Origin of the sequence: Leptospira langatensis (assembly GCF_004770615.1) — a bacterium.
Taxonomy (GTDB): Bacteria; Spirochaetota; Leptospiria; order Leptospirales; family Leptospiraceae; genus Leptospira_B; species Leptospira_B langatensis.
Map to the genome: position 1 here is coordinate 270,152 of NZ_RQER01000006.1, position 26,034 is coordinate 296,185.

Below are 26,034 nucleotides of genomic sequence, written 5' to 3' on the forward strand. Positions count from 1 at the left end.
ATACTAGTGTTGTCTTAGAATCGGCTTGTAAGCTCGCGTCCCGGTCCCAAATCTCTACCTAGATGGATAAGCCTTATAGAAAGAACGTAGGAATGGTGGTCTTTAACTCCAAAGGAGAGGTCTTGGTAGGAGAGCGCTTGAATTTCAAAGGCTCCTGGCAATTTCCTCAAGGCGGGATCGACGAAGGAGAAGAACCAAAGGCCGCAGCTGAAAGAGAATTGTTCGAAGAGGTAGGCATTCGAACTGCGGAGATTGTCCATGAGTATCCGACTTGGATCGAGTATGACTTCCCTGAGACCTTAAAGTTAAGCTCCAATTTAAAGAAATACAAGGGCCAAACCCAAAAATGGTACTTAATGTATTGGGATGGAAGAGCGGAAGACTGCGATCTGGAAGTACATGAAAGGGAATTCGAAAAAGTTCGCTTCATTCCATTCCAAGATTGCCTCTCGACCGTGGTACCTTTCAAAAGAGATGTGTATGAAAAGCTCTTAATTGAATTCGAACCTAGGATCAAAACGTACTTGGCGAGTCGATAAACAATGGATCAACCGAATTTCTATGTTCCTCCAGTAGGACCTCCTGCATCGAATCCTAAACTTCATACCTTGTTTGCCATCTTAGGCGAGGCTAAGATCCGAGAGTTAGTCTCTTTGTTCTATGCAAAGATCCCGTCTAGCGATATTGCCTTTATGTTTCCCCAAGATCTAGAAGAAAGCATCGTGAAATCCGCAGACTTTTTGATCCAAGTCTTGGGAGGACCTTCTTACTATGTGCAAAAGTACGGACCACCCAGAATGAGAGCGAGGCATCTTCCCTTCCCCATAGACGAGAAGGCAAGAAGGACCTGGTTGTCTTGCTACAGAAAGGCGATCAAGGAATGGGACGCGGGAGAAGAAGAGAAAGAAATTCTTTGGAAGTTTTTGGAGGATTTCTCCGCATGGATGGTAAATAAGGCTTCTTCAAACGACTAATAGCGTATATTTTAGTCTGAGGAGTTCCAATACCGAATGGCCGCAAAAAACGATACCAGGGCAAAAATCCGCATCCGAGGAACCGTACAAGGGGTCGGGTTTCGTTACTTCGTACTACAAAGAGCCCAAGAATGTCGCTTGAAAGGATACACAATGAACCTTCCTACCGGAGAAGTAGAAGTTGTGGTCGAAGGGGACAAGGTGTTTATCGAAGACCTGTACAAGGCGGTACAAAGAGGACCTTCTAAAGCAAAGGTTACGGAAGCCACCATTCAATGGGAAGAACCCAAGGGTTCCTTTAGAACATTCGAAATTAAACGTTAATTTTACTGACGAAAGACTGAATTCGCGGGAGATTGGATCGTATGAAAGCGAAGTCGAATAGAAAGAAGTTTTTTCTCTCTTCCTTCGCCTTCTATCTGGTAAGGCTCCCTTTCTTCCTCCTCTTCTTAAACCAAACTCCCATCTATTCCGTAAATCCGATCCCGGCTTCTCTCATGAATCCGGTGCTTGCGATCCAAGAAGATAAAGGAATTCTCAGACTCATCTCCATCACACCAGGAAACGGAAGAACAGGGCTCATCTATACGAGTACCCAAGACAAGGGCATCCCCGTATTCAGAAAACAAAATCTGATCCTATTCCGCACTTCTAAGGAACTCAGTCTTTTAAATCTGAATAATTCCAAGAGCAAGACCATTAAAGGAAGTGCGGACGCTTACCCTGGCAACAGCGGCTTCCTAAGAGATAAGTCTACTCTTCTATTCTCTCGTAAGAATGGAGATCGATGGGAAACCGTACTGTACGACTACGATAAGGAGAAGGAACTAAAGTCCCTTCCCGGTTATCAGCCTTTCGTTTCCCCGGATCAAAAGAGCATCCTTCTCGTTGGCAATGAGGTCCGTTATTCGGAACATGGGGAAGATTCCATGAGAGTTCCCATCCATAAGTATTCTTTGGAAAGCGGAGAACTGAAGACTCTCGCATGGATCGAAACAGATAAGGAAAAATTGCAGATCACGGATGTGTATTCGATCGCAGACGATCAGATACTCGTAAAGGTCGCGACAGAAAAAGAAAATCGTCTATACAAACTTCCTTCTTTAAGTGGTGAACTCGTAAAACTTGCTATTCCCTTTTACGCTCCTTTGCCTATCACGGAGCAAAAAGAACAGGTCAATATCAGTGTGAGCTCCGACGGTAAGTTACTTACCTTTACGGAGAGATCCGACGGTAAATTGGGAAACATCGTCATCATAGATACGAAGACCAGACAAAGATACGATTCCTCATTCGTAGGATGTTTTCCGGTTATCAAGAACGGTTCCGTGTATTTTCTCGGCGATCCTGAGTTCGTCAAATTCTCTAAGGACAGGGATTATCGCCCGTACAATAATTTCACGTTATACGAGCTTGATTTCAAAAAAGATAAGATCCGAGCGATCACTCCTATTTCCGGCAAAGTAGAACTACTTTCGGAATAACTCGCGGCAGATCAGGGCCACATTCGATCAGGTAGCAAGTTCCGCATTTTCGGGGATCGCAATTTCCTTCTTCGTAGAGATCGCAAAGATGGAGACTGCAGTGATCACACATAAAGCCCCGGCTAGCATAAACGCATTATCATAATGTCCTTGGGTTGTCCTAAGATAACCTGCTCCGTACGCTGCAGTTGCGGAACCGACCTGGTGGAATGCGACCACCCATCCAAACATCATTCCCACTTTTTCTCGTCCGAACGTTTTCGCAGTTAAGGCTACTGTAGGAGGAACTGTGGCGATCCAATCCAATCCGTAAAACACTGCAAACAGAGAAAGTTTATCCGATTCAGGATCAAATGCCTGGGGAAGAAGAAGCAAAGAAAATCCTCTCAAACCATAATATGCGAATAATAGGATCTTATTATTTACTCTATCGGATAACCAACCTGAGCCGACAGTTCCTACAAGATCGCAAAGACCCATGAGCGCCAAAAGACTTGCTGCTCTTACTTCAGGGATCCCATGATCCGAACAAGCAGGCACCATATGGGTTCCCACGAGTCCGTTCGTGCTCGCACCACAGATAAAGAAACTCCCGGCTAAAAGCCAGAAATTCTTGGATCTCATTCCTTCTCTCAATGCGTTGATCGCTTCTAAGAAAGGATTTCCTCCGGGAGGAGAAGGGATCGCATCTCCTTCTTTCGCACCGTATGGCAGAAGATCCATCTGCTTCGGAGAGTCCTTCATTAAGATCAACACCGTAGGCAATAAGATCCCAAGAACGATTGCGACAGTATACACTGCGTTTCTCCATCCTTCTTTTTCTGTTAAAGATGCAAGCAAAGGAAGAAATACGATCTGTCCTGTAGCAGTGCTCGCAGTCAGAATTCCCATCAAGAGTCCTCTATGGGTTACGAACCAACGATTGACTACGGTAGCTCCCAATACTAAGGCCGCCATCCCGGAGCCGAAACCCACCATAATTCCCCAAAGAACGACCAATTCCCAGTTGGTTCGCATAATCGTTGTTAGCAGAATTCCAGTGATCAGCAAAACTAATCCTAGGATCATGATCCGTTTTAATCCAAAACGATTCATGAGACCTGCGGCAAATGGTCCGACCAATCCGTAGAGCAACAAGTTTACCGAAACTGCAAACGATATGGCGGACCTATCCCAACCAAATTCCTTTTCTAGAGGAAGAATAAGAATGCCTGGCATGGAGCGAACTCCTGCGGCGACGATTAACGTAAAGAAGGTTACGATCAGTACAATCCACCCATAGTGGAAAGGAAGGCGTCTAGTCAAGTTGATCCCCTGTTCTATATATAGAAGGTCTAGAGAGACCTCTTATATATTTTGACTTTTCATAGGGGCAAAAGTTTCTGCAAGTCCCTAATCCCATTTGTTTCCACTTTGATACAAAAACATCTTGCTAGAAGAAGATTTTAAAATAGAAAGTGCCTCCCGAAGGAGAGGATCATGAAAAAGAAAATCCTAAATTACTTTTTAGTCGGAACTGTTTTACTCGTTCTTCTGCTTACCGCGCTTTACTATTTCTCTTCTCGTCCGACTGACATTATGACCTTCGACGATCCGCACCATACGGATCGTCCCACTGCAAAAGGTTCCAAGCTTATGGTTGCGAGCGGACATCCACTCGCAACCCAGGCGGCTTTAGATATCTTAGAGTCCGGAGGGAACGCGGCAGATGCAGGAATGGCGGCATTACTCGTGTTGAACGTCACCCAAGGAGAAGAAGCTTCCTTTCCCGGAGTGGCGCCCCTGTTATACTACGATCAAGCAAGCAAGAAGGTCAGTAGTTATATTGGCACAGGCACTGCTCCGGCAAAAGCAACCATCCAGTATTTCAAGGAAAGAGGATACGATACCATTCCGATGTTAAAGTATTCTTCGCAGTTAGTCCCCGCCTCTCCCGATGTATTGATAGCCATGCTTAAAAAATACGGGACCAAATCCTTTTCCGAGATCAGCAAACCTGCGATCCGGATCGCAGAAGAAGGTTTTCCAGTTCACAAGATCTTGATGCGAAACCTGAACATGAATATATTCAAGAGACTTGGATTTCGTTTCCTTCTACCATACAACGCAGAAATATACTTGGAGGGAAAATGGTGGAAGCCACTATATCATAAGGAAAGATTCAAGAGGCCCGCACTTGCCGCCACCTTACAGGAATTGGCCAACCAAGAAACACAATCCTTGTCCAAAGGAAGTTCCAGAGACGAAGCATTAGAAGCGGTACGAAATTATTTTTATAAGGGACCGATCGCCGATAAGATCGCCAAGGCCCATGAACAACATGACGGCACTATCGTAAAATCGGATCTAGAAAGATATACCGGGGATTGGGAAACACCACTTACTGGAAATTTCGGACCATATACCATCTTCGCAAATCGGACCTGGAACCAAGGAGCAGTGGTTCCTATGGTGCTGCAGATCTTAGAAGGTACGGATCTCAAGTCTATGGGCCATAACTCGAAAGAGTATATTCATACAGTGATCCAAGCTATAGAGTTAGTCATGGCGGATCGTGAAAAATATTTCGGAGACCCTGCCTATGTCGCCGTTCCGGAAAAAGGTCTATTAAATAAAGATTATGCAGAAGAAAGAAGAAAGCTCCTACAAGAAAAGGCATTCGGAAAGCTTCCTCCTTTCGGGGATCCCTTCCTTTTCGAGAGCTCTAAGAATGAGAAAAGGGCCGCTTCTTTACAGAAAACTACTTCTTTTGATGAAAAGAGAACAGCTTCGTCTAAAAGAATCATATCTTCTTCTGAAAATAATCCTACATTCGCTCTCAACCAAGGATCCGATCTCAAATACAGTCCTTCTTTCTGGGAGAGAACGGATAGTGGAAAAGTGGGAAGAGACACGACCTACTTGAGTATTATCGACGCCCAAGGAAATTCCCTCTCCTTAACTCCGAGCGATTTTCCCCAATCGCCTATGATCGAGGGAGACATCACTCTTGGGATCCGAATGACGCAATTCCGATTGGATCCGGATCATCCTTCTTCTTTGGTACCTGGAAAAAGACCTACAATAACGCCTAACGCGTCCATGGTATTCAAGGACGGAAAATTCTGGATGGCATTCGGAACCCCTGGCGGAGACATGCAAACCCAAGCAGTGGTCCAGGTATTTTTGAATCTGGTAGTGTTCGGCATGGATCCGCAACAAGCTGTGAGCGCTCCTCGATTTCGATCCTTGAACTGGCCGGATTCCTTCTCACCTCATAAATACTACCCTGGCAGAATAGAACTAGAAGAGGAAATCTATAAGTCCCAAGGAAAGGCCTTGGAGCAATTGGGTTATGAAGTTCTAGAAAGAGAAAAATGGGAGTACGATTTCGGAGCTCCATGTATCTCTCTCAAAGATCCGAAGACCGGAATTCTATACGGAGGAGCGGATCCTAGAAAAGAATCCTGGGCCCAAGGAAAATAATTCGTCTTTTTGAAATTCCATTTGGATATTCCCAGGGAAATCGATCTTGCCCTGGGAGCTTCTTCTTGTAATTTGATAACGTATATCATACTTCCTAGTCCAGGAGCTTCGCATGAAAAAAAGAAGAATAGGCAAAACCGCTTTATCCGTATCCGAAATTTGTATGGGGACCATGACCTTTGGTTCCACCTGCGACGAAAAAGAGGCGCATAAGATCCTAGATCGCGCGTATGATGCCGACATTGATTTCTTCGATACTGCGGAAATCTATCCTGTTCCTCCCGATGCAAAGTATGTACATGAAACGGAGAAGATCTTCGGGAAATGGCTCAAGAACAAGAATAGGGATTCGATCATAATCGCGACCAAGGTCTGCGGTTCCGGAACCACTTGGTTTTCTCCACCCGTAAGAGAAGGAAGGACCGCTCTCGATCGCAGGAATATCAAAGTGGCCATCGAAGGAAGTCTGAAACGACTCGGCACGGACTATGTGGACTTATACCAAACTCATTGGCCGGATCACGATTTCGGCTTCGAAGAAACCCTAGAGGCTCTTACAGAACTCATAGACGAAGGAAAGGTAAGATTCATTGGATCCAGCAATGAGACTGCTTGGGGAACCATGAAGAGTCTTGCAGTCTCTCAAGAGAATCGACTCGCACGATACGAATCCATTCAGAACAATTTCAGTATTTTGAACAGAAGGTTTGAAGACGCTCTTTCCGATATTTGCAGAAGAGAACAGATCAGTCTTCTTCCTTATTCTCCCTTGGCAGGTGGAGTTCTAACAGGAAAGTATAATGTTCCTACCCCTCCCGAAAATGCTAGGTTCAGTCGTTATGCTAAACTTCCTACGGAAAGACAAAGAAGAATGGCAAATCGCTTCTTGAACGAAGGAACTCTCACATCTACCAAAGAACTGATGAGCATAGCGCAAGAAGCAGGAATGAGTGTGACCACGCTTGCGGTTGCCTGGTCCAAGCAGCATGACTATGTGGCTTCTACCATTATAGGCGCGAATACTGTAGAGCAGTTAGAGGAAAGTCTTAAGGCAGCGGACCTGATCTTAACCGAGGATATTTTGAAAAAGATAGACGAGGTTTCTAAAAAGATCCCGTATCCGATGGGCTGATCCGGAACTCCGGATCTTACATTTCCTGATTTGGATCCATCTATTTGTTACGATCCATTAGCGATGCCAGACTTCTTCTTCTGAGATCGTTTCCGGTTTTTCTCCGGCGAATTCCGGAAACGACTTGAAGAAGCCCGTAATCAAATAAGGGATCACATCAAACATCGGACCGGACCGACCTTCTCCCTCTACATTCGCTTTTAATAATACGCTTGTGGGGATCCCTCTGTATGTTCTTCCATCGTAGATCACTATCTTAAAGACCACATCGTAGAAGTTCTCATAGTATGGGGTTGAGCCACTGGCTCTATAAATTCCTGAGTACCCGCCAAAAAGTCCCAAGCCACCGAAAGTAGGAGAAGTTCCTACCCTGCCGGACACTCCACCGTAGGAATGATAGAGCATTCCTCTTCTGCTAGTCCATCCCCCGAAGGCACCCAATGCGATCTTGGAGCTGATCAAACTTCCCCGAGGTACAATTAGAACATCATAAGATATTAATAGATCCGCCTTATTGGATTCTACTTCCTGGTATCCTTTCTGAGAAAGTTTTTCTCGGATCAGATCTGCGTGTTCCAGGATCACCACCTTAGGCGCATCTCCTACAAAAGGCAGGAACGCGTACGTCTTATCGTGAAAGACCAGTGTCCTAGATTTCTCCACTTCCAAATGCGACTTCACTTGTAGAGGAGAACAAGCGATGAATTTCAGCAGAAGCAAGGGGACAAGGATTCTCATGGTCGTCTTTTATATTTAGACCGAATTATAGTCCCATTTTCAGTGTTTGCCCACTAACTTTTCCAGATCCTCATTCTTGCCAAAGAGAACCAGAATATCCCCTTCTGCAAAGACTAGATGAGGAGAAGGGATGCCTAGTATATCTTCGGGTGTATTTGTTTTGCGTCTGGACTTTTTAGGTCGCTTAACTGTGATCAGATTTAAATTCCAATCTTCTCTCAGATTTATCCCGGACACGGTTTTTCCCCAGAAATGTTTCGGAGCCAAGGCTTCCAGGATCCTATACTCCGCTCCAAGTAAGGTCACTCCTTTTACGCTGCTATGCGCAAGAAGCTCCGCCATGGAATGAGCTGCCTGTTCTTCCGGATTGAATAAGTTTTCGATCCCAAGCATCTGCAAGACCCTTTTGTTCAGATCGGATTGATAGCGCGCATAAATATTCGAGACCCCTATCTTTTTCAATGCGTCGGCGGTCACGATCAAATTCTCAAAATTATCGCCGATGGCCACAACAACGGAATCCATTTCATCCAGGCCATGTTCCTTCAACTCCGACTCATCTGTGGAATCGATCGCCACGCAATAGGTGCAATATTCTTGGATACGATCTATCTTATTCTTATCCTGATCTACTGCTGTAACTTCCTGGCCGTCCTCGTGAAGTCTCTTCACAAGTTCGATCCCAAAGTCGCCTAACCCAATCACTGCGATCTTCTTCTTTCTCATATGAATCTTCCTTTAGCCGACAACCACGTATTCTTCCGGATACCAATATCTTCTGGGCTTGCGTTTAGGGACGAAAGCCAATAATACCGTAAGGACCCCTACCCTTCCCACAAACATAACGAAGCAAAGAAGAAGTTTCCCCGGGGTCCCAAGTTCCCCAGTAATTCCCCGAGAAAGGCCTGTAGTCCCGTAAGCGGAAACTACTTCGTAGCAGATGTCCAGAAAAGGCAAAGGCTTTTCAAAACAGACCAAGAAGAATACACCGGTAAATATTATAAAAAACGAAAGTATGATCGCGACTGAGGCGCGGGACAGGGAACTTTCCGCAACCGTCCTTCCAAAAACGTCCACCCTCTCTTTTCCGGTAAAGAATTGATAGAACTGAAGCCCGGACAAAGCCAGAGTCGAGGTTTTGATCCCTCCTCCCGTCGAATTCGGAGAGGCTCCGACCCACATAAGAAAAAGGCTCACGAACACCATCGGGACCCCCATGGATTGCATATTCAAAGTATTGAATCCTGCCGTTCGAGTGGTAATGGAATAGAACAAAGAATGAAAGGAAGCATCTATCCAGGTAAGTCCCTGCAAACTATATTTCCTTTCCAAGATCCAGTAGGAGATCCAACCGAATACGATCAAGAACAAGGTAGTGATCAGGATGAGCTTTGAGCCCAAGGAAAATCTATACTTTGACCCTTCCCAAACCTTAGATTTCTTAAGGAGCTGATTCACCGTAGGAAAGCCAAGCCCTCCGAATACGATCAGGATCATAATGGAAGAAAGGAAAAAATAAGATTCTTTCAAGTATGGTTCTGCCAATCCTTTCGGGAATAAGGCGAATCCAGCATTACAAAAAGCTGTTATAGAATGGAACAAACTATAAAAGATACGCTCATTTTCCGGGATCCCGGAATCTTTCGGAAAACTAAGATACAATAGAACAAAACCGATCCCTTCGATCGCAAAAGTTTGGTACGCCACTTGTTTCAGGATAGACCCTGCTCTTCCTATAGTCTCTTGGGAGAATAGGTCCTTCACGATCAACTTCTCGGTTACGGAAACCTGACCTTCCAAAACCAAAGCGAAGAAAACGGTCAAGGTCATCAACCCAAGACCGCCTAACTGCACCAAGACCATCAAGACCACTTGTCCCGTTCCTGTGAGATCTTTTGCTACGTCTATGGTACTCAAACCGGTCACGCAGACTGCACTCACGGCAGTAAAGAAAAGATCTACGAGATGAATAGGTTTTGCTTCCGCTCTAGGCAAACAAAGTGCTGCCGTCCCGAGCAAGATCAAAAGAGCAAAGCTCCCAGTCATCACGAGAGAAGGAGAAACTTTTCCGAAGGACATTCTGGCCCTTCTCAAAAAATGGGCAAAGCCTCCGAATGCCAATGTGATCTGACTGATAGATAAAAACAAAAGCACCGCTTCTTCGGTCCTTCTCTGAGAGGAAGTGATCCAAGATTCAATACTATCCTCGAACAGTAGTTGAAGGATCACCACTAGGACAACGGCGATCTCTACCTTATGCTCTCTTAAATAAGAAGCGTACGAATCTAAGGTAAAAATAAAACTCAGGATCTCATAAAGGACCAAGGACCAAACGATGCAGACAGTGAGCAAACGAAGAGGATGAACGAGCTCGCTAGAATAATAAAAGCCGTATAAGAAAATCAGGATAAATAAGGAAAGGATCCCGAACAAACCGAAGACAACTCGAAGAGTCGGTCGGATATAACTATCAAAGAAAAAGGAAACTTCTCTCCATCTCAAAATCCAGGAAGCGAAAGACCCGTTTTTTTCGGAGAAAGACATGAGAGGTTCAGAAACTTACGCTGAAAATTTCCAGGTCCATTCTATACTCAAGACTTCTAGAATAGATACCGTATCCAGGCATTGCCTTAGGGTGGATCGCCTCGGAGAGCTTGTCCGGAACAGTAGGATTCGGAGTGGGACTCTCCGGTTGGTTTTCCCGCTTCATTCTATCATAATCACGCAGGTCCAACCAGGCATTCGCAAGAGCCAATGTAGTTGCGATCCCGGCAACCAACCATCCTCCGTCAAAACTCTTTTGGTATCCGGGATTCGCCGCGCTCACGGAAGCATAGCTCAATCCGGCGGCCAAAGGAAGAGTCATAAAGAAGATAATAGAAAATCTCCGAAGCCTAGTCTCCGTATAAGGTTCATGGTCCTTTCCGAAATCCTCTAGTTTCTTCTTTCTATTTTTTGATTCCTCTTGTTGTCTTTGCAAAGCTTCCACATTTACTTCGCCGGTAACAGGATTGAATAATCCGTCGTCCTGTCTGTTCTGATTCGGATTTATGGTACGTCTGGTCCCTTGGCTTCCTGCGCCAGTAGGCAAACCGCTTTGAAAAGGCACCTGCACGTTACGCGGGTTCACCAAGGGAGGCTTGTCCATCTTTGGAGGAATGGTATATTCCCTAAATCCGTCGGGAGATCTATCGTCCCTGAAATTTCGGAGATTATAATCGTACGGATCCGAGAAATCACTTTGCTGTGCGTAATTCGGAACGGAGCATAGAAGAAGCAGTCCGATCAAAATATTCCGAAAACCTCGGTCCAAAAAAGAAGATCCTCTCATCCGGAATAAGCCTCGTCATTCACTGGGATCCTTCCGGAGAGGATTTCCGAAGTATATAAGAAAGAATCTCTTCTCACCTTCTCCAATTGGTCCTGGCTTAAACCTAAGGATTCCGCCTTGCGGTATTCTTCCCTGATATCCGTTCCGAATATTCCAGGATCATCCGTGGAGATCGTAAATTTCAAACCGTGACGTGCAAAACGGATCAAAGGATGATGCGCCCTATCTCGAACCATTCCAATGTATTCGTTGGAACTCGGACAGGACTCTATGATTGCGTGAGTATTTCGAATACGATCCATACAATATTCTTGAAATGCCTTTGTTTCCGATACCTGGGTTTCCGTAATCGAAATTTCCATCTTTTCCTTATGTCGGATAGAATCCAATTCGGAGCTCAGTCTCTCTCTTGAGGAGATCTCTCCGTATTTAGAGACTTCTTCCCAATGATCCAAAAGGTATAGCAGAGTATCCTTTCTTTCGGAAGAAGTTTCCGTCACGGTCTTACCTGCATACGCGTTCGGATCCATTCCTAGAGCGATCGCATGACCCAACCGATGTGCTCCCCATTCTGCGGATTCCAAGACCCAACGAGACGCAGAAAGAAGGGTCTTGTCTTGAAAGGATTCTCCCACATGATAGAGGACAGTCAGCGCAGTGGAAGTTTCGGCCCGATTGTCCTTCTGGACTTGGCCGAGGAATTCCTTTTTGTCCTTCGGGGGAAATCCTTCTTCTATATAACAAAAATCTAATCCAACTGTATACTTTCGGATCAAGGAATTCTTTTCCATCATCTCCTTGACCATATCGTATTCGCGGAACACATCCCCATCCCTATGCAAGGAGATCACTAAACGAGAAGAAGCCTTGTCACCGAGTTCGGCCTCTGCTTCTGCAAATCCCTCACAAGCAGCCAATGTTTTAGAATAGATCCCTTCGTACGTATCATTCGGAGCATACATGATCCTGTATTCCCCGAAAGTAACACCTTCTTCGAATTGATCTTTGGTTACTCGCTTGGAAACGGATCGGATCTCTTCCGGATTGAATTTGGAAAGAGCTATGATCAGATTGAACTTAGCTTGGAACTCAGGAAAGGGTCCTTGGTGGTTGAAAAGATAGATCTTTTCGAAATCTTCTTTCGCTTTATAGTCTTCGAAGAAAGTCTCAGTGTGGATCCTCTTTCCGTAAAGTTCTTGGAAGGGTTTCGTAAAGATTTCCCAACGAGGAGAAGGATTTTCCAATCCCATCTTCCAAAGTAGCTCAGGCCTCAAGCTACCATATAAATGATTATGAAGGTCCGCAAAGCCAAGCCCCGAACCGAATTCTTTTGTACTCATCGGCTTTCTGCCATTTTAGTTCGCCAAGCAGGCTAATAAACATTTTTTCCGGGAAAAAATGTTGTTCGCGCATCCATGCCCCCCAAGTTGGAAGCAGTTTGGGTCCTATATATAAAAAAATACGCCGATCTTACAGAGCTAGTAGATTAAACGTTAAAATTCTTTCCTTAGCCTTGCCGGTCGTCTTTGGAATGCTAAGCCAATCCCTGGTCTGGATCACCGATACGATCATGATCGGTTATCTAGGACAGAACGCCATCGCAGCCGTTGGGATCGCAGGCACAAGTTATTACACATTGATCGCCTTTCTGATCGGATTCTCCATGGGAGTACAGATCATCGTAGCTCGCAGATTTGGAGAAGGAAGAAAAGACCAGATCGGAAAGGTAGGAGTGACCACCGCGTATTTCTCCATCTTCTTAGGATGTATGCTCTCCTTCTCCGGCCCTATTATAGCTCAGCCTTTAATGAACCTGATCGGCCCGGATCCTACGGTAAGCACTCTTGCAACGGAGTATCTATCCTTCCGGGTCTTAGGAAGCGGATTCTATTTTCTAGGATTTTGCTTCCGAGGATTTTTAGACGGACTAGGATTCACAAAGGCCGGCTTCGTATCCATGGCAGTTACCACCTTGGCGAATATATTCTTCAATTGGGTCTTTATCTACGGAAATCTAGGGGCACCTTCCATGGGGATCGCCGGTGCCGGACTGGCTTCTTCTATCGCTGGGCTCGCAGGATTACTTGTATTCCCTATATTCTTTTTTCATTATAGAGTAAACGAATACTTTCAAAGAATTAGCCTACTCCCAAGTTGGGAACATCTAAAAGAGATTGTAAAAGTAGGATTGCCTCCCGGCTTCGAAGAAGGATTCGTAAATGTGGCCTTCGTATTGTTCGCCAAGATCCAAGGAATGATCTCAGTCATCGCGATCGCGGCATCCAATGTCCTATTCTCGACCTTGAGCTTCGCCTTCCTTCCCGGATACGCATTCGGCGTGGCGGCCACTACGATCTTGGGGCAGGCAATGGGTGCCAAGAAATACAAACTCGCATATCATTCCGCATTCCGCTCTGCATTCATCTCGGCCCATGTTATGGGGATCATAGGCCTTTGCTTTATCTTTTACGGAAAAGAGATCATAAAACTGATCACCCACGATCCGGCACTGATCGAAGAATGCTATCCTGTGCTCATTCTCATCGGGGTCATACAGATCGGAGACGCATATCATATGGTCCTAGGCGCGGCACTCAGAGGAGCAGGAATGCAAACCTACGTATTCCGAATCTACATCTTACTAACGTATGCCCTTATGTTACCTTGCGCCTATCTTTTTGGGATCATATGGAAAGGAGGAACTTTCGGGATCTGGGCAGGAATATTCGTATGGATCGCGAGCCTTTCCCTTGTATTTATATACGAATTCAGAAAGAAGAATTGGGTGAAGGGAACGGTTTAACTATCTCATTCTTCTTGCCTCAATAGCAAAACCGAGGTTTTTGGTCCCAGAATGAAAAAGGCGCTTATCACAGGGATCACCGGCCAAGACGGATCCTATCTTACAGAGTTACTCTTGGAGAAAAATTACGAGGTGCACGGGATTGTCCGTAGAACTAGCTCTTTGAATAGAGATAGGATCGAGCATCTAAGAGGGAATTCTAACCTTTCCTTGCATTATGGTGATTTAACCGATTCCAGTAACTTGAACCGGATCCTGGAGAAGGTACAGCCGGACGAAATTTATAATCTAGCCGCTCAGTCTCACGTAGGAGTTTCCTTCGAAGTCCCGGAATACACTGCAGAAGTGGATGCTGTAGGAACTCTGAGGATCCTAGACGCAATCAAACAAACCGGGGTGAAATCCAGATTCTACCAAGCTTCCACTTCCGAGCTATACGGAAAAGTGCAGGCAATTCCCCAAGACGAAAAGACTCCCTTCTATCCTAGATCTCCGTATGCAGTCGCAAAATTATACGCATACTGGGCAGTCGTAAACTATAGAGAGGCATTCGGATTGCATGCCTCTAACGGAGTCCTATTCAATCACGAATCCCCAAGGCGCGGAGAAGGTTTCGTAACCCGCAAGATCACTCTCGGAGTCGCAGGGATCGTTTCCGGAAAAAGCGGAGCCATTCGATTGGGAAATCTAGACTCTAAGAGAGACTGGGGATATGCACCCGATTATGTAAACATGATGTGGATGATGTTGCAACAAGATCAACCGGACGATTACGTAGTCGCGACCAACGAAACTCACACCGTCCGCGAATTCATCGAAGAATCTTTCCGACATCTGGACATCCAAGTCGACTGGAAAGGAAGCGGAGACCAAGAAAAAGGATACGATAAGAAGAGCGGAAAACTCTTAATCGAAGTAGATCCTTCTTTCTACAGACCTACGGAAGTGGATCTACTGATCGGAAATCCTGCTAAGGCAAAAGCCAAGTTAGGCTGGGAACCGAAAGTGAAATTCAAGGAACTCGTAGAGATCATGATCAAAGCGGATTGCAAAGCGGTAGGCATCCATATCTAAGAGTTGTTCCTCCAAAATTGCTGAAATAGTTCCTACACGAAAAAGTTCATCAAAATTGCAGGTTGCGAAATTAAGAAGATTCTGATATAGGGAACAAGGGTCCTCCCACTGGGACCCACCTCCCCACCCGAGGAGGGTGGGGGCCACTCGAATCGCCGTTCCTCCAAAATTTGCTTCACTTCGTTCAGCAACCCTCTGGGAATCTTGCTCCCTATGGGTCGCAAGATTGGGTGGGGGCCACCTCAGATCCCGGCCGCGTGGTCCCTCCATAAATACCAACATACAATTGTCCTATATGGAGAAAAGCCCGCAGTGAACTCCAGAATTTCCTTCTTGGAGTTCTCATCGATCCCATAATTTCTTTGGATACCTTTTCGCAAGATCAGATCGTTCAAGGAAAAATGGTCCCATCGATCTAGAGAAAACATCAGCACCATTTCTGCGGTCCAAGGTCCGATCCCTTTTATGCCGCAGAGAAGGTCCAGGACTTCTTGGTCTTGGAGTTTGGAAAGTTTTCGATCGGAAATGGACCCATCTAAGTATGCATTCGCGATTCTTCTTAATGTTTCGCTCTTTGCGACGGAAAGACCTGCCTTGCGTAGCTTGACGACAGATAAGCCCGCCAGGGTCTTTGCATCCGGGAAGTTCTTTCCATTTCCATAATATTCTTTGACACGATCCATCATGGTGGCCGCGGCCTTATTGGAAAGCTGTTGGCTAATGACTGCTCTCAACAGAACAGGATAAGGCCTTCCCATCATCGTTAAGGTGCATGGACCGACCCGTTCTATGATACGTTTAAGTTTTGGATCCTTCTTCTTGAGCCAGAGTACCGCTTTGCGTAATCTCGCGTCCCGATCCATGAGGCTAAGCCCGTTTTTTGATCTTGGCGTCTATCTGAGATTTTTTGCGGAATGCTTGGACCAATTTCTCCAACTCTACTAAGTCGGTGCAGGAGATCTTTCCTTGGTCTAATTTGATGAACTTGTTTTTAGAAATAAGATCGAGTACAAGGTTCTCATCCTTAGGATAAGTCAAACCTACCATCTTGATCAAGTCCTTGGTACCAATCTCGAAATTATAATTGGATTTAGGGACCACTTTCACTCTATTCTTCTCTACAAGAGTCATTAGAGTATCCGCAATCCTTCCTTGCGGATCGGTGATCAACAAGTTAGCAAGCTGCTTATATGCAGTCCAAATCCTTTCGGAAAGAAGAGTGATCAGTCTAGTTGCAAGTTGAGGCTGAGCCTTGACCATTCCCTCGAAGTTGGCCTTATTGATCGCGAGAAGTTGTACTTCTCCCCAAGCGATCGCAGAAGCGGAGCGAGGTTTATTATCCAAAAGAGCCATCTCACCGAAAATGTCCCCGCTTTGTAGAACTGCTAATAGCACTTCATTCGAGTCCACGATCTTAGTGATCTTTACCCTACCGTGCTGGATAATGTATAACTCTCTACCGGGTTCATGCTCGCAGAAGATCATCTCATTATCGCCGTATGCACGATTGAATTTAGTATAATCGATAGGAGGCGGAGCTACTGGTTGATTAACAGTCTGTAATTTCAGTTTCGCCTGAGTAGCAAACTGACCATTGGGAAGATATTGCAGATATTTTTGGAATGCGTAAGCCGCATGAAGAGTATTCTTCTGATTAAAGTAATACTCGCCGATCGCAAATAATTGGTTCGGATCCTCTTCGACCGCAGAACGGAACGTCAGACGAGTGATCGTCGAGTCGAACTGTCTCAATTTCATAGAGAAGTAGCGAATGATCTTCATCGCTACCGGAGTATTTTTCTGGATCAGGGTACCGAACTGATCGTAACTGACTTGAATTAGAGAAACATCTGTGAGCGCGATCGCGGATTCGATCTGAGCGTGCTGGCTCATCGCAGCTACTACTCCGAAGAAGTCCCCAGGGCCTAAAAGTTGATTCGGATCCTCGCCCACCACTTGGTTCTCTCGAGCGACCCGAACCTTGCCCTGTCTGATTATGAAGAAATTATGGGCTTCTTTCTTGCCTTCGACGATGACATAGGACCCCTTAGGGTAATTCACGATTTGAAAGAAGCCGTTGGACATACTTTACCAGAGATTAAAAATTCCCGCCGCGGGAGTTCAACTACAAACTAGTATCGGCTCGTAATAGGGGAATTCGGACTGAAAACCTAGCCTTTCCTTATTTTTCGCGGCAAGATTCCCCTTCGGGAGAAGGCTCGTCCCTTTCGGAAAGCAAATCAATTCCCGAAAACTCAAGTGCTGCTTTTTCTGCCACAGCTCTGGAGTAGGATTGCCTGCAAATCGAAGAGAAAATCTGCTTCGCTTGGTCAATTTCTCCCATCCTGGCTAATAGCCGTCCGGCTTCCAAGTAGGATTCTAGACCCGATTCTCCCGTAGGTTCCATTTTGTAGAGGTCCAGACTCACTTCTAATGCTTTCTCAGGGCGATCCAATTTCAGAAAACAATCCCGGAGAAGGGAGAGAACTCTGGTTTTCTTCGAATTCCCGGGGTAAAGTACCAGAAAATTCCGAAGACTTTCGATGGATTGAAAGAAGCGACGATCCTTATATGCTTCTTCCGCAACTCGAAAGAGTATATCCGGATCGGAAGGGCCTTGTTTAGAAGGAGTTTCCCCTTGTGAGAAGATCGACAAAGGAAGAAGTAAGAGCAATAGGAAGAAGGCGATCAGAGAAAGGCGAGACGCCGATGAATTGGAAGAAGTTGGGAAGGATTTCCCTTCGTTGAAATAAAATCCGGAAAACAAGGCAACCTACCAGAGAGATCTCTGTATAGATTATCAGTCGTTTTCCGGATTTTATGAATTACTTTTTTTTATCTATTTTCTTCCGGTGGAATTCGCAGAGGCGATATAACCTTCCAGTAGACGGGTTTTTCTTACCCACCTTGGTTCCGCAGACGATACAAAGACCTTCTTTTCTTCTCCTTTGGTAAAGGAGCTGAACCCTCTCCGCCCCTGACAGGTTATATTTACTAACCTGTATGCGAAATCCTTTGTAGAGGTAATTCCCAATAGCTTCCACTGCTTGAGTCTTAACCCCGGCGATGATCTTTTCCAAATCATCGTTAGTGACTTTCTTTGGTTTCATAAATGTTAACTGACGTAACAAGAGTTATATTCTTACAAAAGTAGTAAAGTGTTTTTAATTTTCCGCATAACACAACGTTAAATTTTTTGACAAAAGCCGTATTAGCTTACACATATTTTAATAAAAATCTACGTCATAAGCTCCCTGTTTCGGCTAACGATTAACGGCTAAAGGTAGCTATTGATTGGAGAAAGCCAACGTTAAGTCGTTTTATACCAAATCACGACAATTATGGAAATTTATTTCCAACACCCAATCATATAACGGAGTACTTGTGCAAGATCATAGATAAATAAGACGATCCAAACTAACGCCGTAAAGCCGAGCCTTTAAGGGATATTCAAATAAAATTCACCTTGAGAGTAAGTCTTATTACTTGAAGGAGAGAAGGCACAAAACCGTTGTTTTAAGATGGATTTTTTCCTGAAAATAAGTCATATTTCTTTACAGGAACCTTCCTTACTCGTAGGCAAAATGAAACTTCTTCCGAATCTAAACTTAAGATCCAAAGCTGTATTTTGCGTCTTTTTGGCGTTTGCTGGATTCAACAACTGCAAGCAAACTCCTAAAGAGAAAGTAAGAGCAGTTCTTTCCGATGCTAGTATGTCCGAAGAGGAAAAGATAAAGGCCGTCGCACTTACTCTTTTTGGTGAAAGGTTAAAGGAAATAGAGATCACTTCCAACCAAGATGAACAAGGCTCCAAGTACGATATCTATATGGGCTTTGGTGGTACTTCCGCACTTACTTTTTTAGAATCTAGCCAGTACGCGATCCGGATGAAAGTGGAGTTAGCTTTGGAAACCTATCGTTTCCTACAGGCATTAAATGAAATTCGTTTTGGAAAGTATAGAATGAGTCTGATCAAGCCATTCTTCATAAAGAACGGAGCCACTAGAGGGATCGAGGAATTCGAGATCTTTAGATTTAGAACGAATGCCGAGGAGATCAAGGCCATCTCCGGATTTAATGAAACGGATTCCTTCGACGCGGATCGATTCGACTCACCGAGTGCGCCGGTAATGATCGTATTAAACGAAATGATGAAACTCTGGCAGATCGAACTGGATCAATTCGCAAGAGTGGAAGTCAAGTAAGCAAAGACCTCATTCTTGCAGGGAAGTTGGTAAAGATCCCGTCTACTCCCAAACTGATCCCTTTCTTGAGTTCTTCTTCCGAATTCAAAGTATAGACTAGGACTTTAAAGCCTTCTCCTTGGATCTTGGAAACGATCTCGGGGTCCAGCTCATGTATCGAAAGATTCAAACTAAACGCATTCAGACGAAATCCTAACTCTAACGCGTCCATCCAAGAAGAAGACTCTTCTCCGATCAATATCCCTAACTTTGCATCTACGGAAAGCTCCCTCAGTCGAGCGAGAGAATCCCAGCAAAAGGAAGAGAATAAGGTCTTGGAAAAAAGGGAATTCTTCTTTGCGTAATCGATCAATTCCTGTTCGATCGCGGTCTCGATCGGTATCTCTTCGTACGCTGTGGATTTGATCTCTACATTCAAACCGATCTCCTTGTCCTTTAGAAAGTCCCAGACTTCCCAAAGATTCGGGACCGGTTCCCCTTTGAATTTAGGATGCTTCCAAGAACCCGCATCCGAATTGCGGATGGCATTATAAGAAAGATGACGGATCTCTCCTTTTTTATCGGTGGTCCGATCCAAGCTATCGTCATGAATGACTACGATCTGATTGTCCGCAGAGTAAGTGATATCCAATTCTATCCAATCTGCTTTGATCTCTACAGCTTTACGGAAAGATAATAGAGTATTTTCCGGATATTCCCCGCTATCCCCTCTATGCGCGATGACCCACGGTTTAGGAATGGAAAAAGGATCGAGGCCCACTAGAATGCAAGGCCCACAAAAAGGTTCAAGCCGAAGCTAGTACTAGGCAATCTCTCGCTATTCTGATAGGCATATTTCCGATACAGTAGATCTCCCGTGCTTGCAACTCGATCCGAATAATAGAGATCCGAAACGGAGAAGGAACTTTTGTACGGAAAATACCAATTATAAACCGCTTCCCATCCGAAGAAGAAGCCGGACTGGGTTTGGAATCGGAAGCCCGTCCCTATACCTGCAAAATTACGAGGTCCCGAACTGAAGGAATCCTTTTCGAATCTGTAGGTCTTACCTGCGGCCTCCCAATAAAAATTGGATTCGTTCCTCAGATAGTTTTCCCTTCCCAACCAAAGAGAAAAGAAGAAGGGAGAGTCCAACAAATATCTCTGCACGAAAAAGGCTCCGCCCCTGTATTTATCTTCGATGTTTCTCAATCTTCCGAAAACGTTTTGACTGGGATAGAGAGCATAACCTACATCATTATCGAAACGGTTCACATAAGTATTGCTATATGCGTTAAACCCGATCGCCCATTGGGAATCCAACATTCGGGCCACTTGGACCGAGTAATATCGATCAAAGGCAAATCCGCCGATCTGGTTCTTGAATTTTTCCCTTAGATCCGACTGACTGGGCTCCGCCGGTTTTCTATCCGGAGGAAGACCGTTTAAAGGACTTGGTCTGGGAGCATCTTGGGATTTTTCGATGGTAGGAGCCTCTTGCCCAAAGACCCGGACAGAATGAAAGAATAAGACGGATAATAGAACAGTCGAAATAGAAAGGAATCTGAAGATCGAATTTCGGGGGAAGGACATCCCTTGCATAGACACCCGAATGGGCAAAATGTCAAGCAGGGCGAAACAGATAAGAGGAAGAAATTAGCAGGCGAGAGAGATCCCACGCCCGCTTTTAGAACAAAGGGATTAAGCTTTTGCCTTAGTAGCAGTAGCTTTGATCGTGTCAGCTACTTCAGCAAGTTTTGCTTTAACAGCCTCGAGTTGTCCTTCCGGAACGCGTTTCTTAATTTCTTCAGAAATTTGGTTGTACTTTTCTACGATTTTAGAGCGAGTATCTTCGTAGTTTTTTCCAGCCACAGTGGAAACTTCTTTAATCTCGTTCAGAAGCTTGTCAACAGACTCGCGGATCTTAACGGAAGTTTCGGAATTGTCAGCAGCACCTTTAGCGACTAGTTCACCGTAAGTTTTTTCTAGGTCGCCTTTCGCTTTGTCTAAACCTTCCTGACCTGATTTCAAAAGACCGATACCAGCGTTCAGAATATCCAACAGTTGCTTTTCCATTTTTCTCTCCTTTAGGCCCGCGTATTTAGTGCGGCGCACAATCCACTTTTATTGCACCGCACAAAAAGGGTCAATCGAGAATTCATAAAAAGGGAGAAAAAATAGAAAAAAATTATTCTTGGGAAGAAGGAAGTTTTAAGGCCGGATGCAGCTCGGGATAGGTTAGATCCATCTTCTCCAGACGTTTTCTGACTGCCTTTGTGATCAGATAGTCCCGGAACCATTTCTTATCTGCGGGGATGATCTCCCAGGGAATGGCATCCTTGGAATGATTGAAGATGAATTCGTATGCGTTTTGGTACTCATGGAATTTTTCGTGGGCGTCCAGATCACTCGGATCGAACTTCCAATTCTTAGTAGGATCGACCATTCTCTCTTCGATCCTTTTCTTCTGTTCTTTCTTAGAGACATTTAGAAAGAATTTTAGGATCTGAGTATCATTCTCTCGCACCAGATGATCCTCGAAGAAGCAGATCGCATCCAATCTAGAGTGAAGCCTCTCCTTATCCAAGGACCCTTGTACATAAGGCACAAGTATATCCTCATATTGAGAACGATTGAAGATCTGGATCCATCCCTTTGCAGGAACCGCCTTGTGGATCCTCCACAGGAAATCGTGACTCAGTTCTTCGTTCGTAGGAGCCTTCCAAGCCTGGCAAGTACAGCCTAACGGATTCAGGCCTGCGAATAATTTCTTAACGCTGCCGTCCTTTCCGGAGGCGTCCACTCCCTGCAAAACGATAAGCAGGGATTTTTTCTTACTCGCAAATAGCCTAGTCTGTAACTCTGAAATTTTTTCGAGATCCTCTAGACGGATCCTTTCCGCTTCTTCCTTTTCGATGGATTCCGTAGGTTCTGTAGAATATTCAGAGAGTTGGATCATGTATTTTACCAGCGAGCGATATGATTCTCGGCCCAGCCTTGTCCGCTTTCAATCCTAAATTCGTTCTTACCGACTCGAAGCACTCCGTCAAAACTTCCGATCATCTGGTCTACTTTAGAGGCGATGATCCCGAAATTAGAAGCTGCCTTTCGATGGAAGTCTGGAGTGAATACCAACTCTACCGCCTTGCTCTCTTTGCTGTAGATCATCCAAGGTTTTTTCGGATCCTTCTTATCGAATTCAAATGCAACCACAGAAGGGATCTTATAGATCCTACCGTTGATCAATAAAGCGTTCTCAGTGGTTCCCGTTCCGTCTGTCCATCCTCCGCCCAGATTGACCCCGTACACCTCGTTAGATACGGGTCGGTACGACATGGATGCCCAATTCCAGTGAGTGGAATAAGGCCAGACCCCTCTTCCGTAATCCAGAACGGCAAAAGAATCCTTGGGTTGGAACTCGTAGGATCTTGTACCGAACTCTACCTTTCCCTTTACACCAAGTCCGAATAATTTATGAGTATATTGAAAACGATTTGCGCTCCAAGGAACGACAACATTCAGGCTTTCCCATTGATTAGGGATTTCTAATATAAGATCCGCTTTAATGGCCTTCGGGCTACCTTTCATAAAGTCTACGGAGATCAGATAAGCCCCGTCTTCTCTTGTTTTAAAATCCAAGAAACCTTGTTTTCCTTCGAAACGAGCGCTACTAGAAACGGTTTGTCCAAGGAGAGTGCCTTTTCCAAAAGGAGTGATCACTGTACTTTCCTGGAATTCTCCTGTCTTACGATCCAACCAATAACAGAAAATGACTCCCGCATAATCCAGATCGGAAATCGTAAAGGAGGCTAAAAAATTCTTATCATAGAAGCACCAGTAATTCCATTTTTTCTTTCTGGGCCAGTGACCTTGGACATTACATCTATGTATCGGGGTCTTGGACCAACCGATCCCGTTGCGATTTACTTTTCCATTCGGGCTGCATAAAACCGAAGCCTGTTGGATTTCCGTTTCTAAATTCATGTGCGCTTACGACAATAATCCGAACGGATTCTGACTCACAATGATTTAATCTAGATCTCTTTTGCGATTTTTCCCAAGGTTTGGATTGCGGATAAAACCCTAGGACCCATAAGAACTCCTGCATTGATCCTGAAATTACTCACGTATTTTCCGGATAAGGAGAAAAGATTTCCTGGTACCAAACTGATCTTTTTCTTAGCCGCTTGGAATCTAAGTCTCCTGGAATCTTTTCCCTTCGGAAGTTCGATCCAAAGTAAGAAGCCTCCTTTCGGGATCGGCACAACGGTTCCTTTCGGAAAATGCTCCAAGAAAGAATCCGCATAAGATAAGACGAGTCCGCTCAACCTTCTTCTAAATTCCCTTAGATGCCTTTCGTGAGCCAAGGAACCGATAAAATAAGAGGCCGCCAACTGGGGAACGGCCGGCAAGGAGATGGATTCTACCAATCTCAATTGTCGTGCCTTCTCCACTTGGTCTTTTGCAGTGATCATCCATCCGATCCGTAAGCCGGGATTCACTGATTTAGAAAGAGAAGAGACCTGAATGACTATGCCTTCCTTATCCAAAGAAAGAAGAGAAGGAGGACGAATTCCTCCCGCATGTTGCAGGTCCCCGTAAATATCGTCTTCTAAGATCCTGATCCCGAATCGATTCGAGATACGAAGTAGTTCTTTCTTAGATTCTGTGGGCATAAGACTACCGCTCGGGTTCGAGAAAGTAGGGATCGTGATCAGGAACTTAGGAGCTTCTTTCTTGGCGACGGAAAGATAAGAATCCAGATCCAATCCTGTATAAGGATTCGTGGGGATCTCAACCGCCTTTAGTTTCAATTTTTCTAATATTTGATACAAAACAAAATGAAGAGGAGATTCCACCGCAACCTTGTCTCCGGGCTTCAAAGAAAGACTTAACGCGGAAAACGCCGCCTCGGAACAACCCAACGTGATGAAAACCTCTTCGGGAGAAACCCTTCTTTCCTTTCCGGAGGCTCGTATCGCGATCTTCTTTCTAAGCTCGAATAGACCTGCTGCGTCAGTGTATTTATATACTTGCTGATCCTTTAAGGATTCCTTATATGCTTTTTGCAAGGCCGAATTCGGCAAGAACTGTGGATCGGGGACAGCCGCACCGAAAGGAATAAAACTAGGATCCGCTAGCTCCGACATCAAGGAACTGACTTCCTCTGGAACGCTAGGGTTCGGAACTCGTACCGGTTTTCCCAACCTGAATTGGGAGAATACTTCCGGACGAGGAAGAACATAATATCCGGATCTCTCTCTTCCGCTGATAAATCCCCTCTCTTGCAAGATACCGAATGCTTCTACAGCCGTAGAGAGATTGCATTCTTCCGAGGAACAGATCTTTCTTAAGGAAGGAAGTTTGGAGCCCGGAGGAAATTCTCCTGATTCTATCCTTCCGATCAGCGAGACTGCGATCCGAGAGTATTTTGTATGAGCCCGATCTGTACTGGTCATAAAATTGATTTCTGTATCTGTATGGGAGATCTGAAACAATGTATAAACAATCCATAAGGCATGAGCAAGCTAATTACAAGATCCGGGTCGAATTTTACGGAAAGCTTTCGACCTTCTTCCAGAACGAGCAAGACCCCAGTCTCGGTTACTAGAGATATACTCAAGGTTATAGATTCGCCTAACGTGATCTCTTTTGCCGGAGGACTTCCTGACGATTCCTTGTTCCCAGTGCAAGAATTGACGGAGATCTTTCAGAGATCGGCGCTTCAAAAAGGACCTAAATTGTTCCAATATGCGGACACGCAAGGTCATCCGGATCTAAGAGCCTGGATCGCAGAACGATATTATCATGGATCTTCTCCCGAAGAGATCATTATTACTAGCGCTTCCCAGCAAGCATTGGATCTTGTCAGTAGATATTTTATTGAAGAAGGTTCCAATATCATCTTAGAAAGACCAAGCTATCTAGGAGCCATCCAAGTATTCTCTTCTTATTCCCCCAATTTTCTTGGAGTGGATTATGATCCGGAAGAAGGTCCGAATACGGAGCAACTGGAACATATCTTGCGAACTTCTGCTCAGAAGCCCAAGTTCTTCTACTGTATTCCTGATTTCCAAAATCCTTCCGGAGGTTCTTACTCTTCCAAGGTTAGGGAAAAACTCAGCGAGATCTCTTCGTCGTATGGTCTTCCTCTTTTAGAGGACACTGCCTATAGAGAACTCAGCTTTAACGGAAATATTCCGATTTCCTTATATGATCTGGATCCGGAGCGAACGGTTTCCATTGGGACCTTCTCCAAGACATTGTCCCCTGGCCTAAGAGTGGGTTGGATCCGGGCCCCTAAACCTATGATCCAAGATCTGATCGTTCAAAAGCAGTCTATGGATCTGCATTCTCCTACCATCGGCCAAGAACTAGTATTCCAATTCGTTTCTTCTTCCAAGTACGAGGCTCATCTTTCTAAGATCAGGGACGTATATAAACGAAAAGCCCTGCATACTTCCAAATGCTTGCAAGATACATTCGGATCTTCGATCCCCTTTCGTGTTCCGAATGGAGGTCTCTTCTTCTGGCTGGAATTTCCGAAAAGCATCGATACGGACGTGCTCTTTCGAAAATCATTACAGGCGGGACTGGCCACTGTTCCTGGCTCCGCCTTTTATATAGGAGAACCGGTCCGCAATCACCTTCGCTGGAATTTTTCTAACGCAAGCGAAGAAGAGACCGAAAAAGGGATCAAACGACTTTTCGATATTTATTCTTCACTCTGAGAGCAATCGCTCTTCCCTACTTTTTCAACACGCACATGGATCAGGACGCGAAGTAGAGCCGAAAAAATAAGCTGTTAGTAGTTTAGGTTTTTATGAAGTAGAAAGGAAGGAAAAAATA

Annotated in this window: 26 protein-coding genes; 10 read left to right on the top strand and 16 right to left on the bottom strand. The window is 45.0% G+C overall.

Annotation, left to right across the window (positions count from 1 at the left end):
- The first annotated feature begins 62 nt into the window (after window positions 1–62).
- From EHO57_RS10530 to EHO57_RS10545, 4 genes are read left to right on the top strand one after another with little or no spacing between them, the layout of a single operon-like run.
- Window positions 63–539, top strand: a complete 477-nt coding sequence (locus EHO57_RS10530) for an RNA pyrophosphohydrolase (RefSeq protein WP_135644963.1) — start codon at window positions 63–65, stop codon at window positions 537–539.
- Between the two features lie 3 nt (window positions 540–542).
- On the top strand, window positions 543–974 hold the full coding sequence (locus tag EHO57_RS10535; protein WP_135644961.1) for a globin domain-containing protein: 432 nt from the start codon (window positions 543–545) through the stop codon (window positions 972–974).
- A gap of 36 nt (window positions 975–1,010) precedes the next feature.
- Window positions 1,011–1,298 (top strand): acylphosphatase, encoded by a 288-nt coding sequence (locus tag EHO57_RS10540; protein WP_135644959.1) that lies wholly within the window; start codon window positions 1,011–1,013, stop codon window positions 1,296–1,298.
- Window positions 1,299–1,339: 41 nt separating this feature from the next.
- A complete protein-coding gene (locus EHO57_RS10545) occupies window positions 1,340–2,458 on the top strand; it encodes a TolB-like translocation protein (RefSeq protein WP_135644957.1) in 1,119 nt (372 codons plus the stop codon).
- A 27-nt stretch (window positions 2,459–2,485) separates the two neighbouring features.
- Here the strand turns inward: EHO57_RS10545 and EHO57_RS10550 are convergent, their stop codons facing one another.
- Window positions 2,486–3,763: an MFS transporter gene (locus tag EHO57_RS10550; RefSeq protein WP_135644955.1), complete on the bottom strand. Its 1,278-nt coding sequence runs from the start codon at window positions 3,761–3,763 to the stop codon at window positions 2,486–2,488.
- A gap of 174 nt (window positions 3,764–3,937) precedes the next feature.
- On the opposite strand from EHO57_RS10550, the gene EHO57_RS10555 reads away from it, so the two are divergent.
- A complete protein-coding gene (locus tag EHO57_RS10555) occupies window positions 3,938–5,923 on the top strand; it encodes a gamma-glutamyltransferase family protein (RefSeq protein WP_135644953.1) in 1,986 nt (661 codons plus the stop codon).
- Between the two features lie 112 nt (window positions 5,924–6,035).
- Entirely contained in the window at window positions 6,036–7,055 is a 1,020-nt protein-coding gene (locus EHO57_RS10560; RefSeq protein ID WP_135644951.1) for an aldo/keto reductase, read from the top strand.
- Between the two features lie 57 nt (window positions 7,056–7,112).
- Here the strand turns inward: EHO57_RS10560 and EHO57_RS10565 are convergent, their stop codons facing one another.
- Genes EHO57_RS10565 through EHO57_RS10585 form a run of 5 tightly spaced genes read right to left on the bottom strand, consistent with a single transcriptional unit; the run spans window position 7,113 to window position 12,464 of the window.
- Window positions 7,113–7,793, bottom strand: a complete 681-nt coding sequence (locus EHO57_RS10565) for a DUF4136 domain-containing protein (protein ID WP_135644949.1) — start codon at window positions 7,791–7,793, stop codon at window positions 7,113–7,115.
- A 39-nt stretch (window positions 7,794–7,832) separates the two neighbouring features.
- A complete protein-coding gene (locus EHO57_RS10570) occupies window positions 7,833–8,519 on the bottom strand; it encodes a potassium channel family protein (RefSeq protein ID WP_135644947.1) in 687 nt (228 codons plus the stop codon).
- Window positions 8,520–8,531: 12 nt separating this feature from the next.
- Window positions 8,532–10,337, bottom strand: a complete 1,806-nt coding sequence (locus EHO57_RS10575) for a TrkH family potassium uptake protein (protein ID WP_135644945.1) — start codon at window positions 10,335–10,337, stop codon at window positions 8,532–8,534.
- A 7-nt stretch (window positions 10,338–10,344) separates the two neighbouring features.
- Window positions 10,345–11,106 (bottom strand): hypothetical protein, encoded by a 762-nt coding sequence (locus tag EHO57_RS10580; RefSeq protein ID WP_246050647.1) that lies wholly within the window; start codon window positions 11,104–11,106, stop codon window positions 10,345–10,347.
- 14 nt (window positions 11,107–11,120) lie between these two features.
- Entirely contained in the window at window positions 11,121–12,464 is a 1,344-nt protein-coding gene (locus EHO57_RS10585; RefSeq protein ID WP_135644943.1) for an amidohydrolase family protein, read from the bottom strand.
- 98 nt (window positions 12,465–12,562) lie between these two features.
- On the opposite strand from EHO57_RS10585, the gene EHO57_RS10590 reads away from it, so the two are divergent.
- The gene (locus EHO57_RS10590) at window positions 12,563–13,927 is read left to right on the top strand and encodes an MATE family efflux transporter (RefSeq protein ID WP_425460779.1); all 1,365 of its coding nucleotides are present in this window, start codon (window positions 12,563–12,565) and stop codon (window positions 13,925–13,927) included.
- 51 nt (window positions 13,928–13,978) lie between these two features.
- A complete protein-coding gene (gene gmd / locus EHO57_RS10595; RefSeq protein ID WP_135644941.1) occupies window positions 13,979–15,001 on the top strand; it encodes a GDP-mannose 4,6-dehydratase in 1,023 nt (340 codons plus the stop codon).
- A 242-nt stretch (window positions 15,002–15,243) separates the two neighbouring features.
- On the opposite strand, the gene EHO57_RS10600 is transcribed toward gmd, so the two are convergent.
- The 4 genes from EHO57_RS10600 to EHO57_RS10615 form a co-directional block, all read right to left on the bottom strand.
- Window positions 15,244–15,864, bottom strand: coding sequence for a DNA-3-methyladenine glycosylase family protein (locus EHO57_RS10600; RefSeq protein ID WP_135644939.1), 621 nt, complete (start codon window positions 15,862–15,864; stop codon window positions 15,244–15,246).
- Between the two features lie 4 nt (window positions 15,865–15,868).
- The gene (locus tag EHO57_RS10605) at window positions 15,869–17,086 is read right to left on the bottom strand and encodes a Crp/Fnr family transcriptional regulator (RefSeq protein ID WP_135644936.1); all 1,218 of its coding nucleotides are present in this window, start codon (window positions 17,084–17,086) and stop codon (window positions 15,869–15,871) included.
- Between the two features lie 97 nt (window positions 17,087–17,183).
- Window positions 17,184–17,768, bottom strand: a complete 585-nt coding sequence (locus EHO57_RS10610) for a tetratricopeptide repeat protein (RefSeq protein WP_246050648.1) — start codon at window positions 17,766–17,768, stop codon at window positions 17,184–17,186.
- A 58-nt stretch (window positions 17,769–17,826) separates the two neighbouring features.
- Entirely contained in the window at window positions 17,827–18,111 is a 285-nt protein-coding gene (locus EHO57_RS10615; protein WP_010513869.1) for an LIC10235 family protein, read from the bottom strand.
- 474 nt (window positions 18,112–18,585) lie between these two features.
- Between EHO57_RS10615 and EHO57_RS10620 the strand changes: the two genes are divergently transcribed.
- Complete coding sequence (locus tag EHO57_RS10620; protein WP_135644934.1) at window positions 18,586–19,206, top strand: hypothetical protein; 621 nt, start codon at window positions 18,586–18,588, stop codon at window positions 19,204–19,206.
- Here EHO57_RS10620 and EHO57_RS10625 read toward each other — a convergent pair.
- The 6 genes from EHO57_RS10625 to EHO57_RS10650 all read right to left on the bottom strand — a co-directional run bounded on the left by EHO57_RS10625 (window position 19,199) and on the right by EHO57_RS10650 (window position 24,644).
- A complete protein-coding gene (locus EHO57_RS10625; RefSeq protein ID WP_135644932.1) occupies window positions 19,199–19,966 on the bottom strand; it encodes a glycerophosphodiester phosphodiesterase in 768 nt (255 codons plus the stop codon). The two genes, EHO57_RS10620 and EHO57_RS10625, sit on opposite strands and share 8 nt — an antisense overlap.
- A complete protein-coding gene (locus EHO57_RS10630) occupies window positions 19,966–20,778 on the bottom strand; it encodes a hypothetical protein (RefSeq protein ID WP_135644930.1) in 813 nt (270 codons plus the stop codon). The genes EHO57_RS10625 and EHO57_RS10630 overlap by 1 nt, the downstream gene beginning before the upstream one ends.
- A gap of 108 nt (window positions 20,779–20,886) precedes the next feature.
- Window positions 20,887–21,261: a phasin-related domain-containing protein gene (locus tag EHO57_RS10635; protein WP_135644928.1), complete on the bottom strand. Its 375-nt coding sequence runs from the start codon at window positions 21,259–21,261 to the stop codon at window positions 20,887–20,889.
- Between the two features lie 112 nt (window positions 21,262–21,373).
- A complete protein-coding gene (locus tag EHO57_RS10640; protein WP_425460783.1) occupies window positions 21,374–22,141 on the bottom strand; it encodes a PPK2 family polyphosphate kinase in 768 nt (255 codons plus the stop codon).
- Window positions 22,142–22,149: 8 nt separating this feature from the next.
- The gene (locus EHO57_RS10645) at window positions 22,150–23,169 is read right to left on the bottom strand and encodes a DUF2804 domain-containing protein (protein ID WP_135644924.1); all 1,020 of its coding nucleotides are present in this window, start codon (window positions 23,167–23,169) and stop codon (window positions 22,150–22,152) included.
- Window positions 23,170–23,219: 50 nt separating this feature from the next.
- Window positions 23,220–24,644, bottom strand: a complete 1,425-nt coding sequence (locus EHO57_RS10650; protein ID WP_135644922.1) for an aminotransferase-like domain-containing protein — start codon at window positions 24,642–24,644, stop codon at window positions 23,220–23,222.
- A gap of 60 nt (window positions 24,645–24,704) precedes the next feature.
- On the opposite strand from EHO57_RS10650, the gene EHO57_RS10655 reads away from it, so the two are divergent.
- Window positions 24,705–25,916 carry an aminotransferase-like domain-containing protein gene (locus EHO57_RS10655; protein WP_135644919.1) on the top strand — a complete coding sequence of 404 codons (1,212 nt, stop codon included), beginning with the start codon at window positions 24,705–24,707 and terminating at the stop codon, window positions 25,914–25,916.
- Window positions 25,917–26,034 lie beyond the last annotated feature (118 nt).

Excerpts from the sequence above, each read along its gene's own strand:
- EHO57_RS10530 (WP_135644963.1), top strand. The coding sequence starts at position 63 with ATGGATAAGCCTTATAGAAAGAACGTAGGAATGGTGGTCTTTAACTCC.
- EHO57_RS10535 (WP_135644961.1), top strand. The coding sequence starts at position 543 with ATGGATCAACCGAATTTCTATGTTCCTCCAGTAGGACCTCCTGCATCG.
- EHO57_RS10540 (WP_135644959.1), top strand. The coding sequence starts at position 1,011 with ATGGCCGCAAAAAACGATACCAGGGCAAAAATCCGCATCCGAGGAACC.
- EHO57_RS10545 (WP_135644957.1), top strand. The coding sequence starts at position 1,340 with ATGAAAGCGAAGTCGAATAGAAAGAAGTTTTTTCTCTCTTCCTTCGCC.
- EHO57_RS10555 (WP_135644953.1), top strand. The coding sequence starts at position 3,938 with ATGAAAAAGAAAATCCTAAATTACTTTTTAGTCGGAACTGTTTTACTC.
- EHO57_RS10560 (WP_135644951.1), top strand. The coding sequence starts at position 6,036 with ATGAAAAAAAGAAGAATAGGCAAAACCGCTTTATCCGTATCCGAAATT.
- EHO57_RS10565 (WP_135644949.1), bottom strand. The coding sequence starts at position 7,793 with ATGAGAATCCTTGTCCCCTTGCTTCTGCTGAAATTCATCGCTTGTTCT.
- EHO57_RS10570 (WP_135644947.1), bottom strand. The coding sequence starts at position 8,519 with ATGAGAAAGAAGAAGATCGCAGTGATTGGGTTAGGCGACTTTGGGATC.
- EHO57_RS10575 (WP_135644945.1), bottom strand. The coding sequence starts at position 10,337 with ATGTCTTTCTCCGAAAAAAACGGGTCTTTCGCTTCCTGGATTTTGAGA.
- EHO57_RS10585 (WP_135644943.1), bottom strand. The coding sequence starts at position 12,464 with ATGAGTACAAAAGAATTCGGTTCGGGGCTTGGCTTTGCGGACCTTCAT.
- gmd (WP_135644941.1), top strand. The coding sequence starts at position 13,979 with ATGAAAAAGGCGCTTATCACAGGGATCACCGGCCAAGACGGATCCTAT.
- EHO57_RS10600 (WP_135644939.1), bottom strand. The coding sequence starts at position 15,864 with ATGGATCGGGACGCGAGATTACGCAAAGCGGTACTCTGGCTCAAGAAG.
- EHO57_RS10605 (WP_135644936.1), bottom strand. The coding sequence starts at position 17,086 with ATGTCCAACGGCTTCTTTCAAATCGTGAATTACCCTAAGGGGTCCTAT.
- EHO57_RS10615 (WP_010513869.1), bottom strand. The coding sequence starts at position 18,111 with ATGAAACCAAAGAAAGTCACTAACGATGATTTGGAAAAGATCATCGCC.
- EHO57_RS10620 (WP_135644934.1), top strand. The coding sequence starts at position 18,586 with ATGAAACTTCTTCCGAATCTAAACTTAAGATCCAAAGCTGTATTTTGC.
- EHO57_RS10630 (WP_135644930.1), bottom strand. The coding sequence starts at position 20,778 with ATGTCCTTCCCCCGAAATTCGATCTTCAGATTCCTTTCTATTTCGACT.
- EHO57_RS10635 (WP_135644928.1), bottom strand. The coding sequence starts at position 21,261 with ATGGAAAAGCAACTGTTGGATATTCTGAACGCTGGTATCGGTCTTTTG.
- EHO57_RS10645 (WP_135644924.1), bottom strand. The coding sequence starts at position 23,169 with ATGAATTTAGAAACGGAAATCCAACAGGCTTCGGTTTTATGCAGCCCG.
- EHO57_RS10650 (WP_135644922.1), bottom strand. The coding sequence starts at position 24,644 with ATGACCAGTACAGATCGGGCTCATACAAAATACTCTCGGATCGCAGTC.
- EHO57_RS10655 (WP_135644919.1), top strand. The coding sequence starts at position 24,705 with ATGAGCAAGCTAATTACAAGATCCGGGTCGAATTTTACGGAAAGCTTT.